Source organism: Sphingomonas naphthae (genome assembly GCF_028607085.1).
GTDB lineage: Bacteria > Pseudomonadota > Alphaproteobacteria > Sphingomonadales > Sphingomonadaceae > Sphingomonas_Q > Sphingomonas_Q naphthae.
In genome coordinates this window covers 1,898,366-1,916,536 of sequence record NZ_CP117411.1, presented here as the reverse complement: position 1 = coordinate 1,916,536, position 18,171 = coordinate 1,898,366, and the positions used below count along the sequence as shown (strand labels likewise).

At 68.2% G+C, this 18,171-nt stretch carries 11 protein-coding genes and 2 CRISPR repeat arrays (1 of these 13 running past the window's edge); of the genes, 9 read left to right on the top strand and 2 right to left on the bottom strand.

Features of this window, described 5'->3' with window-relative positions; genetic code table 11:
* Positions 1 to 12: 12 nt before the first annotated feature.
* Positions 13 to 1,923, top strand: a complete 1,911-nt coding sequence (locus PQ455_RS08980; protein ID WP_420542852.1) for a CocE/NonD family hydrolase — start codon at positions 13 to 15, stop codon at positions 1,921 to 1,923.
* 10 nt (positions 1,924 to 1,933) lie between these two features.
* Here the strand turns inward: PQ455_RS08980 and PQ455_RS08975 are convergent, their stop codons facing one another.
* Positions 1,934 to 3,001, bottom strand: a complete 1,068-nt coding sequence (locus tag PQ455_RS08975; RefSeq protein WP_273691111.1) for an A/G-specific adenine glycosylase — start codon at positions 2,999 to 3,001, stop codon at positions 1,934 to 1,936.
* Positions 3,002 to 3,015: 14 nt separating this feature from the next.
* Here PQ455_RS08975 and PQ455_RS08970 point away from each other — a divergent pair, with 14 nt between their 5' ends.
* The 4 genes from PQ455_RS08970 to smc are packed head-to-tail and all read left to right on the top strand — an operon-like array spanning position 3,016 to position 8,555.
* Positions 3,016 to 3,615 carry a DUF721 domain-containing protein gene (locus tag PQ455_RS08970; RefSeq protein ID WP_420542851.1) on the top strand — a complete coding sequence of 200 codons (600 nt, stop codon included), beginning with the start codon at positions 3,016 to 3,018 and terminating at the stop codon, positions 3,613 to 3,615.
* On the top strand, positions 3,615 to 4,325 hold the full coding sequence (locus PQ455_RS08965; RefSeq protein ID WP_273691108.1) for a DsbA family protein: 711 nt from the start codon (positions 3,615 to 3,617) through the stop codon (positions 4,323 to 4,325). The genes PQ455_RS08970 and PQ455_RS08965 overlap by 1 nt, the downstream gene beginning before the upstream one ends.
* 56 nt (positions 4,326 to 4,381) lie before the next feature.
* Entirely contained in the window at positions 4,382 to 5,128 is a 747-nt protein-coding gene (locus tag PQ455_RS08960; RefSeq protein WP_273691106.1) for a thioredoxin domain-containing protein, read from the top strand.
* Positions 5,129 to 5,153: 25 nt separating this feature from the next.
* Positions 5,154 to 8,555 (top strand): chromosome segregation protein SMC, encoded by a 3,402-nt coding sequence (gene smc / locus PQ455_RS08955; RefSeq protein ID WP_273691104.1) that lies wholly within the window; start codon positions 5,154 to 5,156, stop codon positions 8,553 to 8,555.
* Here smc and PQ455_RS08950 read toward each other — a convergent pair.
* Positions 8,497 to 9,753, bottom strand: coding sequence for a dicarboxylate/amino acid:cation symporter (locus tag PQ455_RS08950; protein WP_273691101.1), 1,257 nt, complete (start codon positions 9,751 to 9,753; stop codon positions 8,497 to 8,499). The two genes, smc and PQ455_RS08950, sit on opposite strands and share 59 nt — an antisense overlap.
* A 426-nt stretch (positions 9,754 to 10,179) precedes the next feature.
* Between PQ455_RS08950 and cas9 the strand changes: the two genes are divergently transcribed.
* The 4 genes from cas9 to PQ455_RS08930 all read left to right on the top strand — a co-directional run bounded on the left by cas9 (position 10,180) and on the right by PQ455_RS08930 (position 16,732).
* Complete coding sequence (gene cas9, locus PQ455_RS08945) at positions 10,180 to 13,482, top strand: type II CRISPR RNA-guided endonuclease Cas9 (RefSeq protein ID WP_273691099.1); 3,303 nt, start codon at positions 10,180 to 10,182, stop codon at positions 13,480 to 13,482.
* 22 nt (positions 13,483 to 13,504) lie between these two features.
* Positions 13,505 to 14,428, top strand: a complete 924-nt coding sequence (gene cas1 / locus PQ455_RS08940) for a type II CRISPR-associated endonuclease Cas1 (RefSeq protein WP_273691098.1) — start codon at positions 13,505 to 13,507, stop codon at positions 14,426 to 14,428.
* Positions 14,425 to 14,763 (top strand): CRISPR-associated endonuclease Cas2, encoded by a 339-nt coding sequence (gene cas2, locus PQ455_RS08935; protein WP_273691096.1) that lies wholly within the window; start codon positions 14,425 to 14,427, stop codon positions 14,761 to 14,763. Before cas1 ends, cas2 begins: the two co-directional genes overlap by 4 nt.
* 72 nt (positions 14,764 to 14,835) lie before the next feature.
* Positions 14,836 to 15,531: direct repeats of the CRISPR family, unit length 36 nt; unit sequence AGAATAGCCGCTCAGAGATCGCGGTCTAGAGGCAAC.
* Positions 15,532 to 15,611: 80 nt separating this feature from the next.
* Positions 15,612 to 16,732, top strand: a protein-coding gene (locus tag PQ455_RS08930; RefSeq protein WP_273686543.1) for an IS3 family transposase whose coding sequence is annotated in 2 segments (ribosomal slippage) — positions 15,612 to 15,861 and positions 15,861 to 16,732 — 1,122 coding nt in all. Because the reading frame shifts where the segments join, the coding sequence is not laid out codon by codon here.
* Between the two features lie 29 nt (positions 16,733 to 16,761).
* Positions 16,762 to 18,171: direct repeats of the CRISPR family, unit length 36 nt; unit sequence AGAATAGCCGCTCAGAGATCGCGGTCTAGAGGCAAC (it continues 2,852 nt past the right edge of the window).

Here is an 18,171-nt window from a genome sequence, read left to right as displayed (position 1 = left end):
GGGGATATCGATATGGTGAAGCACGGTCTGCTGGCGGGCGTGGCGGCGATGCTGCTGGTGGGCGCGGCGCCGCCGCCGGCCGAGCCGGTATTTCCCGCCAAGGGCGACATCCCCGAAAAGTTCGTCCGCCCCGAGGAGAGCGCGGATTATATCAAGCGCGTCGTCGAGATCCCGATGCGCGACGGGGTGAAGCTCCACACCGTGATCGTCATCCCCAAGGGCGCCACCCGCGCCCCGATCATGCTGACCCGCACCCCCTATAACGCCGACATGCGCGCCGCCCGCACCGACGGCCCCTCGATGCTCGCCACTTTGCCGCAGGGCGACGAGGTTTTCGTGAAGGACGGCTACATCCGCGTCTTTCAGGACGTGCGCGGCAAATATGGATCGGAGGGCGTCTATGTGATGACCCGGCCCGTACGTGGCCCGCTCAACCCCACCACCACCGATCACGTCACCGATGCCTATGACACGATCGACTGGCTGGTGAAGAACACGCCCGAAAGCAACGGCAAGGTCGGCATGATCGGCTCCTCCTACGAGGGGTTCACCGTCGCGATGGCGCTGCTCGATCCGCATCCGGCGCTGAAGGTCGCGGCACCCGAAAGCCCGATGGTCGATGGCTGGATGGGCGACGACTGGTTCATGTACGGCGCGTTCCGCAACCCCAACCTCAGCTACTTCACCGGCCAGACGACCAAGCGCGGCAAGGGCGTCTCGTCGTGGAGCGCGCCCGACGGCGCCGACGATTATGACGTGATGTTGAAGGGCGGCTCGACCGGCGATGTCGCCAAGTCGCTCGGCCTCGACCAGCTTCCCCTGTGGCGTCGCACGTCGCAGCACCCGGCCTATGACGACTATTGGCAGGGCCAGGCGCTCGACAAACTGCTCGCCAAGAATCCCTCCAACGTGCCGACCATCTGGCTCCAGGGCATCTGGGATCAGGAGGATATGTGGGGCGCGATCCATAGCTGGTCCGAACTGAAAGCGGCCGGCAAGCTCGCCAACAACCATCTCGTCATGGGGCCGTGGCGGCATAGCGGCGTGAATTACGACGGCACCACGCTCGGCCCGCTGAAGTTCGAGGGCGACACCGCGCTCCAGTTCCGCCGCGACGTGCTCAAGCCCTTCTTCGACCAATATCTGAAGGATGCCGCCCCCGCCGCCGAGACGCCGCAGGTGTTCATCTACAACACCGGCGAGAATCACTGGGATCGCTTCAAGGATTGGCCGCTCGCCTGCGACAGCGGCTGCGCGAGCCCGATGACGCCCATGTATCTGGCGCCGGGTGCCGGCCTGTCCTTCTCGAAGCCCGCCGCCGGCACGGACAAATATGTTTCCGATCCCGCCAAGCCGGTGCCCTATCTGCCGCGCCCGGTGCGTTTCTCGGAAGGCGAGCGGTGGCGGACGTGGCTGCTGACCGACCAGCGTTTCGCCGATGGCCGGCCGGACGTGCTGACCTACGTCACCGAGCCGCTCAAGGAACCGCTGCGCATCTCCGGCGCGCCCGTCGCCGAGCTGCACGCCGCCACCACCGGCACCGATGCCGATTGGGTGGTCAAGGTGATCGACGTCTATCCGCAGATGCCGTCGAACCCCTCGATGGACGGCTACGAATTCCCCGTCAGCCTCGCCATCTTCCGTGGCCGCTATCGCGACAGTTTCTCGAAGCCGACCGCGATCCCGGCCGGCAAACCCCAGACCTACAAATTCGCGCTGCCCACCGCCAACCACGTATTCCAGCCCGGCCACCGCGTGATGATCCAGATCCAGTCCACGCTGTTCCCGCTCTACGACCGCAACCCGCAGACCTTCGTGCCGAACATCTTCTTCGCCAAGCCGGGGGATTACAAAGCGCAGACCCACAGCGTGCTGCGCGGTGGCAGCGAGGCCAGCGCGGTTTGGTTGCCGGTGGTGAAGTAAGGGAAGCGGATCAGGCGGCCATGGCCAGCGCCGCCGCCCGCGCGAACAGCGTCGGCAGGCCGGCGTCGGCTATCCGATCGATCGGCCACCATTCGCCGTCCACCGCACTCGATCCGCTGGCCACCACCACCTCAAGCTCCAGCGCGAAATGGGTGAAGACGTGGGTCAGTCGTCCCGCCGGGCGCCAGTCGGCTTCGGCGGGCGCGTCGGCCAGCGCGGGTGGCGTGTCCGCCCAGGGGCCGGTTGGCAGCGCTCGCATGCCGCCCAGCATCCCCTTGGGCTGTCGCCGCACCAGCAGCACCGCGCCGTTGTGTTCCAGCCAGAAAGCGGTGCCGTGGCGGACGGGCTTGGGCTTCTTCGCGGCCTTCACCGGGAAGCGGGCGGGATCAGCGGTCGCGGCGGCGGCGCAGTTGGGGCGGAGCGGGCAGATCGCGCAGGCGGGGTTGCGCGTGGTGCAGATGCCGCTGCCCAGATCCATCATCGCCTGCGCGAAATCCCCGGCCCGCGCCTCGGGCGTGATCCTGTCGGCGGCGGCGCGAATCGCGGGGCGGGCGGCGGGGAGCGGTTCGGCTATGGCGAACAGCCGGGCGACGACCCGCTCGACATTGGCGTCCACCACCACCGCCCGCCGCCCGAAGGCGATCGCGGCGACGGCGGCGGCGGTGTAGGCGCCCAGCCCCGGCAGGGCGCGCAGCCCCGCTTCCGTATCGGGGAAGCGCCCGCCATGATCCCTGGCCACCGCCCGCGCGCAGGCGAGCAGGTTGCGGGCGCGGGCATAATAGCCGAGGCCCGCCCATGCGGCCATCAGATCGGCATCCTCGGCCGCCGCCAGCGCCTCTACTGTGGGCCAGCGATCGAGGAAGGCGCGGAAATAGGGTTTCACCGCCGCCACCGTGGTCTGCTGGAGCATCACCTCCGACAGCCAGACGCGATAGGGGTCGGGCGGCGGGGTGCCCGGCGGCGCGCGCCACGGCAGGGCGCGGGCGTGGACATCGTACCAGGCGAGCAGATCGGCGGCGATCGACGCGGCGATCGGGGCTTCGCCGGGCCTTCCCCCAAGTCGGCTGTCGACGGACATGGCGCGGCTATGGCATGGGAGCGGCGATGATGAAATCGGGTGATGACAAGACCGCCGCGCCGCCGAAGAAGCGCGCGCCCGCGAAGCGCGCCGCCGCCGAGGCGCCGCGCGCCAACGGCCCGCGCTCGGTGGCGGAGATGCTGCCGGCGGTGGGCGGGGCGGCCTTCCGCCGCTTCGGCTTCGTCCAGTCGTCGGTCGTCAGCCGCTGGCGCGAGATCGTCGGGCCGCGCTATGCCGACGTCTCCAGCCCGGAATCGATCCGCTTCCCGCAGGGCAGCCGCAAGGATGGCACGCTGACCCTCTCGGTCGATGGCGCCCACGCACCGATGATGCAGCATGTCGCACCCGCCATCGTCGAGCGGGTCAACCGCTTCTTCGGTTACGAGGCGGTCGGCCGGCTGGTGATCCGCCAGGGCGCGGCGCGGCCGCTGCCCGCCGAACCGCGCCGCGCGCCGCCGTCGCTGCGCCCGGTGCCGGTGGAGCTGGGCGACAGCCTTCGCGCCGTCGCCGATCCCGAATTGCGCGATTGCCTGTCGGCGCTCGCCGGTGCTCTGGCGGCCAGCAAGGGGCTGCCCAGTTTCGAAGACAAGGCCCGTTTCGAGGACGAGAAGTGATGAAGTCGTTTGCGTTGATCGCCGCGCTGTTGTTCGCCGCCGCCCCCGCGACCCTGCCCGCCGCGCCGGCCAAGAAGCCCGCCGCCGTGCCCGCGCGCGATTGGCTCAAGGTCATCAACCGCACGCCGGCCGGCGCGTTCGTGATCGGCAATCCCGCCGCGAAGGTGAAGCTGGTCGAATATCTCTCGCTCACCTGCTCGCATTGCGCGCATTTCGCGGCCGAAGGCTATCCGGCGCTGGAGGCGAACTACATCCGCCCCGGCCTCGTCAGCCTGGAGGTGCGTCACGCCGTGCGCGACGGTTTCGACATGGCAGCCTCGATCCTGGCGCGCTGCGGCGCGCCGGGGGCCTATCTGGGCGCCGTCAGCACCGCCTTCGCCAAGCAGGACAAGTGGCTCGGGCGGGCGCAGGCTTTCTCCGCGGCCAATCAGGACAAGCTGGAGAAGATGAACGAGAATGAGGTGTTTCCGGCGATCGCCGCCGGCGTCGGCCTCGACAAGCTCTTCGCCGCGCGCGGGCTGACCCCGGCGCGGCAGAAGGTGTGCCTCACCAGCGTTGCCGAGGTGAAGACGCTTACCGCCAGCGCCGACGAGGCGTGGCAGAAGCGCCAGATCCCCGGCACGCCCGCTTTCTACATCAACGGCACCCACGTCGCCGGATCGCCCGAATGGGCGGTGCTGGAGCCGGCGCTGAAGGCCGCGCTGCGCTGATCGCGCTCATCCCCCGCTTACCCGCCAGAGGCTAGCTTCCCTGTCAGAGGACCGTCATGACCCGTAGCCGTATCGTCGCCCCCCTGTTCCTCGCGTTCCTGGCGCTCGCCGCTTGCGGCAAGAAGGCGGAGGAGGGCGGCGTGGTCGCCCCCACGCAGCCCGTCGCCGCCGTGCCGCCGCCCGCCGGCAGCGACTGGACCGAGACGGTCGCCAAGACGCCCGAGGGCGGTTTCCGCCTGGGCAACCCCAATGCGCCCGTGAAGCTGGTCGAATATGGCGCCTTCAGCTGCCCGCACTGCCGCGACTTCACCGCCGAGGCGGCCGAACCGCTGCGCGCCGACTTCATCAAGAGCGGCAAGGTGAGCTACGAATTCCGCCCCTTCTTCCTCGGCCCGCTCGATGTGCCCGCCTCGCTGCTGACCCAGTGCCAGGGGCCGGCGCCCTACTTCAAGATGGCCGAGCAGCTGTTCGCCGCGCAGGAGGAATGGGTCGGCAAGGTGGTGGCGCTCAGCCGCGAGGAGCAGGCGAAGATCCAGGCGCTGCCGATGGCGGCGCAGCCGGCGGCGTTCAGCAAGGCGATGGATCTGGATGGCTTCTTCCGCCAGCGCGGTCTGCCGCAAGCCAAGATCGACGCCTGCCTGGCGGACAAGACCGCGCTGGCCGACCTCACCGCGCTCCAGACCCGCGCGACCGAGCAGGACAAGGTGACCGGCACGCCCAGCTTCTTCATCAACGGCGCCTTCGTGAGCGGCGTGACGTGGCCCGAACTCGCAGCCAAGCTGCGCACCGCCACCGGCGGCTGATCCGGCCGGCGGGGGCTCGACGGCTATGCGCTTCCGCAAGCTCCGCCTGTCGGGGTTCAAGAGCTTCGTCGAGCCCGCCGAACTGCTGATCGAGCCGGGGCTGACCGGCGTGGTCGGCCCCAACGGCTGCGGCAAATCCAACCTGCTGGAGGCCATCCGCTGGGTGATGGGCGAGGGCAGCCCCAAGTCGTTGCGCGGCGGCGGCATGGAGGATGTGATCTTCGCGGGCACCGCCACCCGCGCCTCGCGCAGTTTCGCCGAAGTCTCGCTGCTGGTCGATGACGGCGCGGGCGGTGCCGAGACCGAGGTGGTCCGCCGGATCGAGCGCGGCGCGGGCTCCGCCTACCGCCTCAACGGGCGCGACGTGCGCCAGCGCGACGTGGCCTTGCTGTTCGCCGATGCCGCGACCGGCGCCCACTCGCCCGCGCTCGTCAGCCAGGGGCGGATCGCGGCGGTGATCGCCGCCAAGCCGGTCGAGCGGCGGCAGATGCTGGAGGAGGCCGCCGGGATCGCGGGGTTGCATGTGCGGCGGCGCGAGGCCGAGCAGCGGCTGCGCGGCGCCGAGGCCAACCTCACCCGGCTGGACGAATTGCTGTCCGACATGGAGACGCGCACCGCCTCGCTGCGGCGGCAGGCGCGCGCAGCGGAACGCTATCGCACGCTTTCGGCGGAGATCCGGCTGGCCGAGGCGCGGGCGCTCTACGCGCGCTGGCGCGAGGCGGCGGGCGAGGCCGAGCGCGCGGTGAAGGAGGCGCGGCTGGCCGAGGCGCAGGTCGTAGCCGCCAGCGAGGCGCAGCGCGGCGCGGCGGCGGCGGCAGAGACGGCGGCGGTGGCGCTGGCCGCCGCGCGGGCCGAGGCCGAGCGTGCGCGGGACGCGGCGCAGGCGGCGGTGCAGGCGCTGACCGCCGCCACCGCCGAGCGCGAGCAATTGCTCCGCCACATCGCCGATCTCGATCGCCGCCGCGAGACGCTGTCGCGCGACCGGGCGGGCGAGGACCGGCTGGCGATCGACGCGGCGGCGGCGCTCGCGCGGCTGGCGGAGGAGGAGAAGACCGCATCGGCGGCGCTGGCCGAGGTGGAGGCGCAGCGCCCCGCGACCGATGCGGCGGTCGCGTCGGCGGAGCAGGCGGCGCGCGATGGCGAGGTGACGCTCGCGCAGGCGCTGGCCACCCAGGCCGCCGAGCAGGCCGACGCGCGGGTTGCGCAGGCGGCGGTGGCGGCCGCGCAGCAGCGGTTGGATCGGGCGCGGGCCGAGGTGGCGCGCATCGAGCGCGAGCGCGCGGCGCTGGGCGGGGTGGACGAGATCGAAGCCCGCCGCGTCACCGCCGCCAGCCGGCGCGCGGAGGCCGAAACGAAGGGCAACGAGGCGGCGCAGGCGATGGCGGCGGCCGAGGTGGAGCGCGAGGCCGTCTCGGTCCGGCGCGATGCGGCGGAGGCGGACATGGCCGCCGCCCGCGCCGCGCTGGCGGCAATCGAGGCGGAGGCGCGCGCGCTGACCAAGGCGACGCAGGCCGCTCCCACGCGCGGCGTCGAAGCGCGGGCCACGCCCGGTTACGAACGGGCGCTGGCGGCGGTGCTGGATGGCGATCTCGACGCGCCCGTGGCCAACAGTGGCGCGCGGCGCTGGGCGGGGGCGGTGGCCCAGCCCGGCGATCCCGCCTTGCCCGAGGGGACGGCATGCCTCGCCGATCATGTCACCGTGCCCGCCGCGCTGGCCCGGCGGATGGCGCAGATCGCGGTGGTCGAGGCCGATGGCGGTCAGGCGCTCGCCGTGGGGCAGCGGCTCGTCACCCTCGGCGGGCGGGTGCGGCGCTGGGATGGGCTCGTGTCCGAAGGCGCGGGCGCGGCGGCGGCCGAGCGGCTGCTGCGCGCCAATCGTCTGGCCGAGATCGAGGGACAGCTCCCGCCCGCCCGCGCGGCGGCGGAGGCGGCACAGGCGGCGCTCTCGGTCCACACCGGCCGCCTCGCCGAATTGCGCGGCACGATCGAGACGGCGCGCAAGGCCCGTGCCGAGGCCGAGACCGCCGCCCGCACCGCCCAGCGCGAGGAGGATGCCGCGCAGGCCGCGATCGAGCGGCTCACCCTCCAGCGCAGCGCGCTCGACGAGCGGCTGGCGCGTGCCGGTGACGAACGCGCCGAGGCCGACACGCAGGCCACGACCGCCGCGACCGCGCTGGCGGCGCTCCCCGACGGCGCCGCCACCCGCGCCCGCACCGAAGGCGTGCGCCGCGCCACCGAGGAAGCGCGCGCCACCCTCGTCACCGCCCGCGCTCGCGCCGATGGCCTCGCCCGCGCGATCGAGGCCGAGCAGCGCCGGCTCCAGACGGCCCGCGCCGACGCGCGCGGTTGGAAGGCCCGCGCCGGCGACGCCGCCCGCCGCATCGCCGAAATGGATCAGCGCATCGCCGCCGCCGAAACCGAGGCCGCCGCGCTCGCCGGCAAGCCCGACACGCTCGCCGCCGCCATCGCCGAGCGCCGCAACGGAGCGGAGGCCGCCACCGCCGCCGCCAATAGCGCCCGCGAGGGCGAACGTAGCGCCGAGGAGGCGCTCCGCACCGCCCAGCGCACCCAGGCCGACGCGACCGAGGCATTGGCCGTCGTCCGCGAGGCGCGCGCCGGTTCGGTCGCGCGGGCGGAGCACGCCGATCGCCACCGCACCGAACTCTCGGCGCGATCGGGCGAGCGCTTCCAATGCCCGGCGGCGGTGTTGCCCGAGCGGATCGGCTTCGACGGCGCGGCGGTCGCCGCCGCGCAGGACGAGGGCCAGCGCCACGAACGCCTCACCGCCGATCGCGATCGACTCGGCCCCGTCAACCTCGTCGCCGAAACCGAACTCGCCGAGTTGGAGGGCGATCGAGACAAGAGCGCCGCCGAGCGCGAGGAATTGGGGCAGGCGATCAACCGCCTGCGCGGCTCGATCGGCAGCCTCAACCGCGAGGGGCGGCAGCGGCTGCTCGCGGCGTTCGAGGCGGTCGACGGCCATTTTCGCCGGCTCTTCTCCACCCTTTTTGCGGGCGGCGAGGCGCATCTGGCGCTGATCGATGCCGACGATCCGCTGGAGGCCGGCCTCGAGATCATGGCCCAGCCGCCCGGCAAGAAACTCTCGGCGCTCACCCTGCTGTCGGGCGGCGAACAGGCGCTGACGGCGGTGGCCCTGATCTTCGCCCTCTTCCTCACCAACCCCGCGCCGATCTGCGTGCTGGACGAGGTGGACGCCCCGCTCGACGACGCCAACATCGATCGCTTCTGCGACCTGCTGGTGGCCATGACCAAGGAAACCGACACCCGCTACCTGATCGTCACCCACAATGCCGTGACGATGAGCCGGATGCACCGCCTGTTCGGCGTGACAATGGTGGAGCGCGGGATCAGCCGGCTGGTGTCGGTCGATCTGGGGGCTGCGGAGCGGCTGCTGGCGGCGGAGTAGCCCACCGCGCCACCGTCGCCGTCACCGCCAGGTTGGCGCTGGCGCTCGGCACGGTGCGCGTCATGTCGAGCAGGCGATCGAAGGGCAGCACGAAGCCGACGATCAGCGCGGTCTGCTCCGCGCCGACACCGATCGCCGCCAGCACGGCGGCGAGCATGAACAGCGAGGCGGACGGCATCGGCGCCGTCCCGAAGGCGGCGAGCGCGCCGGTCAGGAAAACCGTCACCAACACCCCCGGTCCGGTCGCGACGCCCAGCGCCTGGAGCGAGAACAGGCTGAGCAGGCCGACATACATCGCCGTCCCGTCCTTGCCGATGCTGGCGCCCAGCGGCAGCACGGTAGAGGCGACGGGCTTGGGCAGGCCCAGATTCTCCTCCGCCACGCGCATCGCCACTGGCAGCGTGGCCGAACTGGAGGCGGTGGAGAAAGCGATCGCCAGCGCATCGACGATGCCGCGATAGAAACGCCGCACCGGCATCCGCGCGAGCAGCTTCACGATCAGGCTGTGGACGATCAACGCCTGCACCGCCGATCCGATCAGCACGCACAGGGCCAGCCAGCCGACATGGACGAACACGCCCGTCCCGCTGATCGCCACCGCATTGGCGATCAGCGCCAGCACGCCGAAGGGCGTCACCTCCATCACCAGCGCCACGATCCGCAGCAGTACGGCCGAGGCGGATTGCAGCAGCCCCGCCAGTGGCTTGCCGGCCTCGCCGGCCAGCATCGTGCCGATGCCGATCAGGATCGCGGTGAAGATCAGCGCCAGCATGTCGCCATCGGCCAGTGCCTCGAAGATGTTGGCGGGCACGATGCCGACGAGCTGTTCGGTGACGGTCCTGGGCACGCCCAGCGGCTTCGGCACCGCCCCGCCGAGCCCCGCGCCCAGGCCCGGCTGGACGATCAGCGCAACGGCCATGCCGACGGCGACGGCGATCGCGGTGGTCGCCGCGAACATCAGCACCGCCTTGCCGCCGATCGACCCCAGCCGCCGCACGTCCCCCAAAGCGGTGATGCCGGCCGCGATCGTGACGAGCACGATCGGCGCCACCAGCATGCGGATCAACCGCACGAAAATGTCGCCGACGGGCGCGATCCAGGGCGCTGCGGCGGGGGCCAACAGGCCGATCGCCAGCCCGACCAGAAGGCCGCCGACGACGCGCCGCCACAGCGGAATGGCGAACCAGCGCGCCATCATTCCCGCATCACCCGTGCCGGAAGTTCATAGGGTCTAGGGTGGCTACGAAAAGGTCCTCCGATCGATCGGGCGGCAATGGCGACAGACAGGGTGCGAACGATCGACATCCCTGCCAGACAAGCAGATCAGGGGGGCTGTAGGACAGCGATTTTTTTGGGGGTGGTGCCCGGAAACAAAAAAAGGCAGCGCCGTAGCGCTGCCCTTATCTGGTGCAGACTAGCTGCTTGTTAGCCGCCAGACCACGATCTCTGAGTGGCCAGATTAGCAATCGGCCGATGCGGGTCAAGCGTGAAAATCTGGCGGGAATCGTCGGGTTCGCGGGGCGGCTACAGATTTATCGAGGATCCATCGGAAATGGACCAATATGATCTTGCTCCGGTCCGGCCGGATCGGGTCGATTGGCGTGGGGCACGTTCGGGGGAATGAATGGCTTGGAGGTTGGGCGCCGATCTGGGCGCGAACTCGCTGGGGTGGGCGGCCATTGGCCTGGATGAGACTGGCAAGGCCGCGTCGATTCTCGCCGCCGGATCGCGCATCTTCAGCGACGGGCGCGATCCGAAATCCGGGGCGTCGCTCGCGGTCGATCGGCGCGATGCGCGGGCGATGCGGCGGCGGCGGGACCGGTTCAAGCAGCGGCAGGCGGCGCTGCTGAAGCATCTGGCGGCGGACGGTCTCTTTCCCACCGACGAGGGCGAGCGCAAGGCGCTGGCGGTTCTCGATCCCTTCGCCTTGCGGGCCGCAGCGCTGGATGCGCCGCTGCAACTGCATCATCTCGGTCGGGCCTTCTTCCACCTCAACCAGCGACGCGGGTTCAAATCCAATCGCAAGACGGACCGGGCGGCCGATGACGAAGCCGGCAAGATCGCGATCGGGGTCGATCGGCTCTGGGGACGGATGGAGGAGGTGGGTGCGCGCACCTTCGGTGAGTTTCTTCACCTGCGCCGCGCGAGCGCGCCCAACGCCAATGAAATCCCCAGCGTCCGCACCCGGCTGCGGCCGGAAAGCGGCGAGGGCGCCAAGGGCGACGGCTATGATTTCTACCCCGGCCGCGCCTTGCTCGAGGCGGAGTTCGAGGCGATCTGGAACGTACAGGCGCCGCATCATCCCGATGTGCTGACGCCGGACGTGTTCAAGCGGCTGTTCGAGATCGTCTTTCACCAGCGGCCGCTGCGCGCGCCGAAGATCGGCAAATGCACCCTGATCTCGACCGACGAGCGGATCGCCAAGGCGCATCCGTTGTTTCAGAAGCGCCGGCTGCTGGAAGAGCTGAACGCGCTCATGATCGTGCGGCCGGGCGAGAAGGCGGAGCGGCTGACACCCGAGGACCGCGACACTTTGTTCCTGAAGCTGAAGGACAAGGGCAAGGTCAGTTTCGAGAGCCTGCGCAAAACGCTCAAGCTCGATCCCGACGCGCGCTTCAACAAGGAGAGCGAGAACCGCACCGACCTGAAGGGTGACGAGGTGGCCGCATTGTTCGGCGCCAAGACGCGCTTCGGCAATCGCTGGGTTCATCTGTCTTGGGAGGAGCAGTGGGAGGTCATCCATAAGCTCGACGAACTGGAAAGCGACGCGGAGGTGGAGGCGTTTCGCGGCTGGCTGGAGAGCCGCTACGATCTGACGCCCGCGCAGGCGAAGGCGGTGTCGGCGACGCATCCGCCCCAGGGTTACGGTCGCTTCGGCCTGACCGCGACGCTGCGGCTGATCGATGCGCTGCGCGACGACACGATCGACGGGCGGGTGATCGTCTATAGCGAAGCGGTCCAGCGCGCGGGCTTCGCGCATCACAGCGACATGCGGACCGGCGAGGTGTTCGACGAGCTGCCTTATTATGGCGTGGCGCTCGAACGGCACATCATGCCGGGCACCGGCGAGCCGGGCGACCCGGAGGAGATGCGGATCGGGCGGCTGACCAACCCGACCGTGCATATCGGGCTCAACCAGCTGCGCCGCGTCGTCAACCGCCTGATCCGCGCCTACGGCCCGCCGGCCGAGATCGCGATCGAACTGGCGCGCGAACTGAAGCTCACCGACGACGAGAAGAAGAAGCGCAATCGCGAGAACAACGACAACCGGCTGGCGGCGGAGAAGCGATCCGAGAAACTCACCGCGATCGGCCTTCAGGACAGCGGCGGCAACCGCGCGATCCTCAAGCTGTGGGAGGAGCTTAATCCCGGCAACGTGCTCGATCGGCGCTGCGTCTACAGCGGTGAACAGATATCGATCGAGATGCTGTTTTCCGGCGCGGTGGACGTGGATCACATTCTGCCGTTCGGGGCCACGCTCGACGACAGCAATGCCAACAAGATCGTCTGCGTCACCCGCGCCAATCGCTTCAAGGGCAAGCGTTCGCCCTATGAAGCCTGGGGCCAGAGCAACGAATGGGAAGCGATCGCCGCCCGCGCCGCGCAGCTTCCGCGCAACAAGCGTTGGCGGTTCGAGCCAGACGCGATGGAGCGGTTCAGCTCGGAGGAGGGGTTCCTCGCCCGCCATCTCGTCGATACCCAATATCTCTCACGGCTGGCGCGCGAATATCTGGCGGCGCTCTATCCGGACAAAGGCGAGGGCACCGGCAAGGTATGGGTCTCGCCCGGCCGGCTGACCGAGATGGTACGGCGCAAGCTGGGGCTCAACGATCTGCTGCCCGATCATAATTTCGGCGGCGGGGCGGATCAGCCCAAGAACCGGCTCGACCATCGCCATCACGCCATCGACGCGGCGGTGGTCGCGATCGTCGATCGATCGATGCTGAACGCCATCGCCCGCGCCTCCGGCCAGGAAGGCGCCGAGGGCCGCGAACGGATCATCATCCCCGCGCCGTGGGACGGCTTTCGCGACGATCTGCGCACGGCGGTGAACGCCATTACCGTCAGTCACCGCGCCGATCATGGCACCGCCTCGAAAGCGGCTCTGCCCAAGGGCAAGGATGCCACCGCCGGCCGGCTGCACAATGATACCGCTTATGGCTTCACCGGCGAGACGGATGCCAAGGGCAACAGCATCGTCGTGCGGCGCAAGTCGTTTGGCGCTCTCAAGCCGGCGGATATTCCGGCCATCCGCGATGCCGATCTGCGAACAGCCCTGCATCGGCATATCGAGGATTGCGGTGGCAATTTCGATCGGGCGATCAAGAGCTTCCCCCAGATCATGCCGCAATATGCGCGCATCCGTCGCGTCCGCGTGACCGAGCCGCTCACCGTGATCCCCATTCGGGACCGCGAAGGCCGCGCCTACAAGGGCTACAAGGGCGATTCCAACTATCGCTACGACGTGTGGGAGATGCCCGACGGGAAGTGGATCACGAGGTGGCGGGATCGTGAAGGGCAGGAACGATCCGGCGTCGTATCGATGTTCGATGCGCACCAATCGATCGAGCCGCCCCGCCCGCACCCAGCCGCGAAAAAGGTGCTCAGCCTCCATCAGAACGATCTGTTGGCGATCGAGCGAGACGGCGAGGAGCGGCGCTTCGTGCGCGTCGTGAAGTTCGGCCAGAACGGACAGGTGACTCTGGCGGAACCGCAGCAATCTGGCGATCTCAAGAGGCGGGACGCGGCGCCGATCGACGAAGATCCGTTCAAATATTTTGCGCCCACATGTGGTGGTTTGAAAAAGGTGAAAGCGCGGAAAGTAAGGATCGACGAACTGGGCCGGGTACTCGATCCGGGCTTCCCGCCACGCAAGGTCGTCCGCCCGACCCGACCACGTCCGTCGGCCGCCGAGGCGGCGGAATAAGGCGCGGGGGCGGGGGCCGGCCGTGGATCGCATCGTCGATATCGCCACCGACGGCCGGCATCTCTCCGCCTATCGCGGCTTCCTGATCGTCTCGGAGGATCGCGACGAGGTGGGGCGCATCCCGCTCGACGATGTGGCGGCGGTGATCGTTCATGCGCACGGCGTCACCTGGTCGACCAACCTCATCGTCGCACTGGCCGAGCGCGGCGCGATCCTGCTGCTGTGCGGGCCGAACCATGCGCCGGTCGCCGTATGCCTGCCGCTCGACGGCCACCATGCGCAGAATGGGCGGATGCGCGCGCAGTGGGAGGCGGGGCGACCGCTCGCCAAGCAACTCTGGCGCCGCATCGTCGTCGCCAAGATCCGCTGGCAGGCGGCGGTGCTGGAGGCCAACGGCCGCCCGGCCTCGGCCTTCGATCTGCTTGCGAAGCGGGTGGGATCGGGCGACCCCGAGAATGTCGAGGCGCAGGCGGCGCGGCGCTACTGGCCGCTGCTGATGGGCGAGGCCTTCCGCCGCGATCGCGATGCCGATGGCGCCAATGCCCTGCTCAACTATGGCTATGCCATCCTTCGATCGATGTGCGCGCGGGCGGTGGTGGCATCGGGCCTGCATCCTTCGATCGGCGTGCACCACGCCAATCGCGGCAACGCCTTCGCGCTGGCCGATGATCTGATCGAACCCTTCCGCCCGTTGGCCGACGCGCTGACGGTGCGGCTGATGGCGCGCGGCGTGGCGGGCGTCACGCCCGAGGTCAAGCACGCCTTCGCCGGCCTCATCGCGATCGACCTGCCGGGCGAGGGTGGGGTGACGACGGTGGCCGGCGCCGCCATCCGCGCCGCGCAGACACTCGCCACCAGCTTCCAGACCGGCCGCGCCGCCGATCTCGTCCTGCCCCAGCCGCCTTCGGCGCTGGAACTGGCCGGGCTCGATTCGCTGCTGGCGTGACGGCGACGCAGCTCAGTGGCTATCGGCTGATGTGGATCTTCGTGATGTTCGACCTGCCGGTGACCACCAAGGAGCAGTCCCGCGCCGCCACCAAATTCCGCGAGTTCCTGCTGGACGAAGGCTTCGAGAAGAGCCAGTTTTCGGTCTACGCCCGTTTCTGCAACGGCAAGGAACAGTTCGAAGCCTATATGCGGCGAATCGAGGCCCAACTGCCCGACCGCGGCGACATCCACATCCTCAGCTTCACGGATCGCCAGTATGAAAACATCGTTCGATTTTCGGGGCAGCGGCGCAGAAGGGCGCGAAAAAATCCGGGGCAACTGGCGCTATTCTAGCGATTCGGATCGATTTTTGATGGTGGGATATCCGGTTATCTCGTTTGCGATCAACGAGATAACCGGATATCCAGAATAGCCGCTCAGAGATCGCGGTCTAGAGGCAACCGACCTATGGTCCGAGTGCTTCTCTCTCGCAGAATAGCCGCTCAGAGATCGCGGTCTAGAGGCAACTCCGGGCGCGACAGTGGCTATCCCGTCTGGAGAATAGCCGCTCAGAGATCGCGGTCTAGAGGCAACGGAGGCCGAGCGACGCCGCATCCTCGACAAAGAATAGCCGCTCAGAGATCGCGGTCTAGAGGCAACGCGCGTCCTGCGCGTTCGATCCGAACGACAAGAATAGCCGCTCAGAGATCGCGGTCTAGAGGCAACTCCGGCACCAGCGTCATCGCCGCGTCGAGGAGAATAGCCGCTCAGAGATCGCGGTCTAGAGGCAACAGAAGGCCTATCTGGCCGCCAAGCTGCCCGAGAATAGCCGCTCAGAGATCGCGGTCTAGAGGCAACCCCATTGGATCACGATCGGGATCGCGCGCGAGAATAGCCGCTCAGAGATCGCGGTCTAGAGGCAACCGCCCGCCTCGACGCCGCCGCCGATCGCCGAGAATAGCCGCTCAGAGATCGCGGTCTAGAGGCAACGAAAACGCACCGCGCCCGCGCTGCTAGGGGAGAATAGCCGCTCAGAGATCGCGGTCTAGAGGCAACTGGTCCAGAAACGTCTCGATGCCGACCGTAAGAATAGCCGCTCAGAGATCGCGGTCTAGAGGCAACAGGTCGCTGGGCTTTTGCAGGTGACCTGCTCCCCGGAAATCATGCCATTGGTAGGTTAGCTCGTCAGATGGAGACGAGCGATGCGTCGAGGCCGTTTTACCGAGGACCAGATTATTGGCGTGCTGCGTGAGCACGAGGCGGGCGTGAAGACCGCCGAGCTATGCCGGAAGCATGGCATCAGCGATGCGACGTTCTACAACTGGAAGGCGAAGTACGGCGGCATGACCGTGTCGGAGGCGGCGCGGTTGCGCACGCTCGAGGATGAGAACCGTCGGCTGAAGAAGCTGCTGGCGGAGTCGATGCTGGACGTGTCGGCGCTGAAGGATCTGCTGGGAAAAAACTGACCCGGTCTGTGGATCGCTACGCTGCGGTGGAGAAGCTGATGGCCGACCACGGCTTCTCCGAGCGTCGCGCTTGCAGACTGATCGGGGTCAACCGGTCGGCATGGCAATATGAGCCGCTTCGCGGGAAGGACGACGCTGTGCGCGAACGGATGCGCGAGATCGCCAACGAGCGTCGTCGGTTCGGTTATCGCCGGCTGGCGGTCCTGCTCCGGCGTGAAGGCAAGGGCATGAACCTGAAGAAGATGTACCGGCTGTATCGCGAGGAGCGGCTGACGGTGCGAAAGCGCGGCGGCCGAAAACGAGCGTTGGGCACGCGGGCGCCGATGGCGATTCCGCAGGAACCCAACCAGCGCTGGTCGCTCGACTTCGTGTCGGATGCATTGGCCTGCGGCCGGCGGTTCCGCCTGCTCAATGTCATCGACGACTACAGCCGGGAGTGCCTGGCCTGCATCGTCGATACCTCGCTGTCAGGGCGGCGTGTCGTGCGGGAGCTGACGGCCATCGCCGAGCGTCGTGGGCTGCCATGCATGGTGGTCAGCGACAACGGGACCGAACTGACCAGTCACGCCGTCCTCGCCTGGTGCCAGGACACGGGCGTGGAGTGGCATTACATCGCGCCGGGCAAGCCGCAGCAGAACGGCTTTGTCGAGAGCTTCAATGGTCGCTTGCGCGACGAGTGCCTGAACGAGCACCTGTTCTCCTCGCTGGCTGCGGCGAGACGGATCATCGAGGCATGGCGGACAGACTATAACACCGTGCGTCCGCACAGCAGCCTCGGCGGCATGGCGCCCGCCGAGTTTACCAACCGCCCCCGCCAGGGGCATGAGGACACCGAAGCTAACTTATCAGCGGCATGAAAACGGGGAGCAGGTCACAGGAACACCGCCAGAATAGCCGCTCAGAGATCGCGGTCTAGAGGCAACCATCCGCGTCGACGCTCGTCAGACGGCCGGAGAATAGCCGCTCAGAGATCGCGGTCTAGAGGCAACAGTGGTGAGCCGATCTCGCGCGACACCCTCAGAATAGCCGCTCAGAGATCGCGGTCTAGAGGCAACGGCGTCGGCGGCGCCGTCCCGATCCGTCCCAGAATAGCCGCTCAGAGATCGCGGTCTAGAGGCAACTGCACCACGATCTCGGTCGAGTAGCGATCGAGAATAGCCGCTCAGAGATCGCGGTCTAGAGGCAACCAAAAGAATATCAGCCCCCAGCTTGGCGACAGAATAGCCGCTCAGAGATCGCGGTCTAGAGGCAACGTGATCAACGGCAGCGCGGCGATGGGTCAGAGAATAGCCGCTCAGAGATCGCGGTCTAGAGGCAACAAGAGCCGTACATTCATCCCAAGCCGGGTGAGAATAGCCGCTCAGAGATCGCGGTCTAGAGGCAACTCGGAGCCGGTTAGAGACGAATAAACCACCAGAATAGCCGCTCAGAGATCGCGGTCTAGAGGCAACATCACCCCCTTTCTGGTTCGCGAAAAACGAAGAATAGCCGCTCAGAGATCGCGGTCTAGAGGCAACACCGACAATCTGTCCAGCGTGGACACTGCTAGAATAGCCGCTCAGAGATCGCGGTCTAGAGGCAACGAGGGGAGGACTTGTAAAATGGAAAAGGGCAGAATAGCCGCTCAGAGATCGCGGTCTAGAGGCAACGGCCGCGCGCGCCACCCGGAGGTTCGTGTCAGAATAGCCGCTCAGAGATCGCGGTCTAGAGGCAACGAACTCCGCCTCCTTGTGCGGGTGCAGCGTAGAATAGCCGCTCAGAGATCGCGGTCTAGAGGCAACTTGCCGTTCGCGCCCTCGCCATAGAACAGCAGAATAGCCGCTCAGAGATCGCGGTCTAGAGGCAACAAGAGAAAGCGGCGATGGAACAAGCGGCGCAGAATAGCCGCTCAGAGATCGCGGTCTAGAGGCAACACCCGATTGCACGTCGCGAACGAGCAGCGTAGAATAGCCGCTCAGAGATCGCGGTCTAGAGGCAACCCCGCGCGTCCAGCATCCGCGCCAGCTCGCAGAATAGCCGCTCAGAGATCGCGGTCTAGAGGCAACACCTCGTCGCGGCGTTCAACGCGATCGACGAGAATAGCCGCTCAGAGATCGCGGTCTAGAGGCAACACCATGGTCGATTTCGACATGCGCGGCGGAAGAATAGCCGCTCAGAGATCGCGGTCTAGAGGCAACCTCCCTCGCCCCGGTGCCGATCTACGAGGAAGAATAGCCGCTCAGAGATCGCGGTCTAGAGGCAACGCAGCGGTGGCGCGCTGCTGGCCCTTTCGCAGAATAGCCGCTCAGAGATCGCG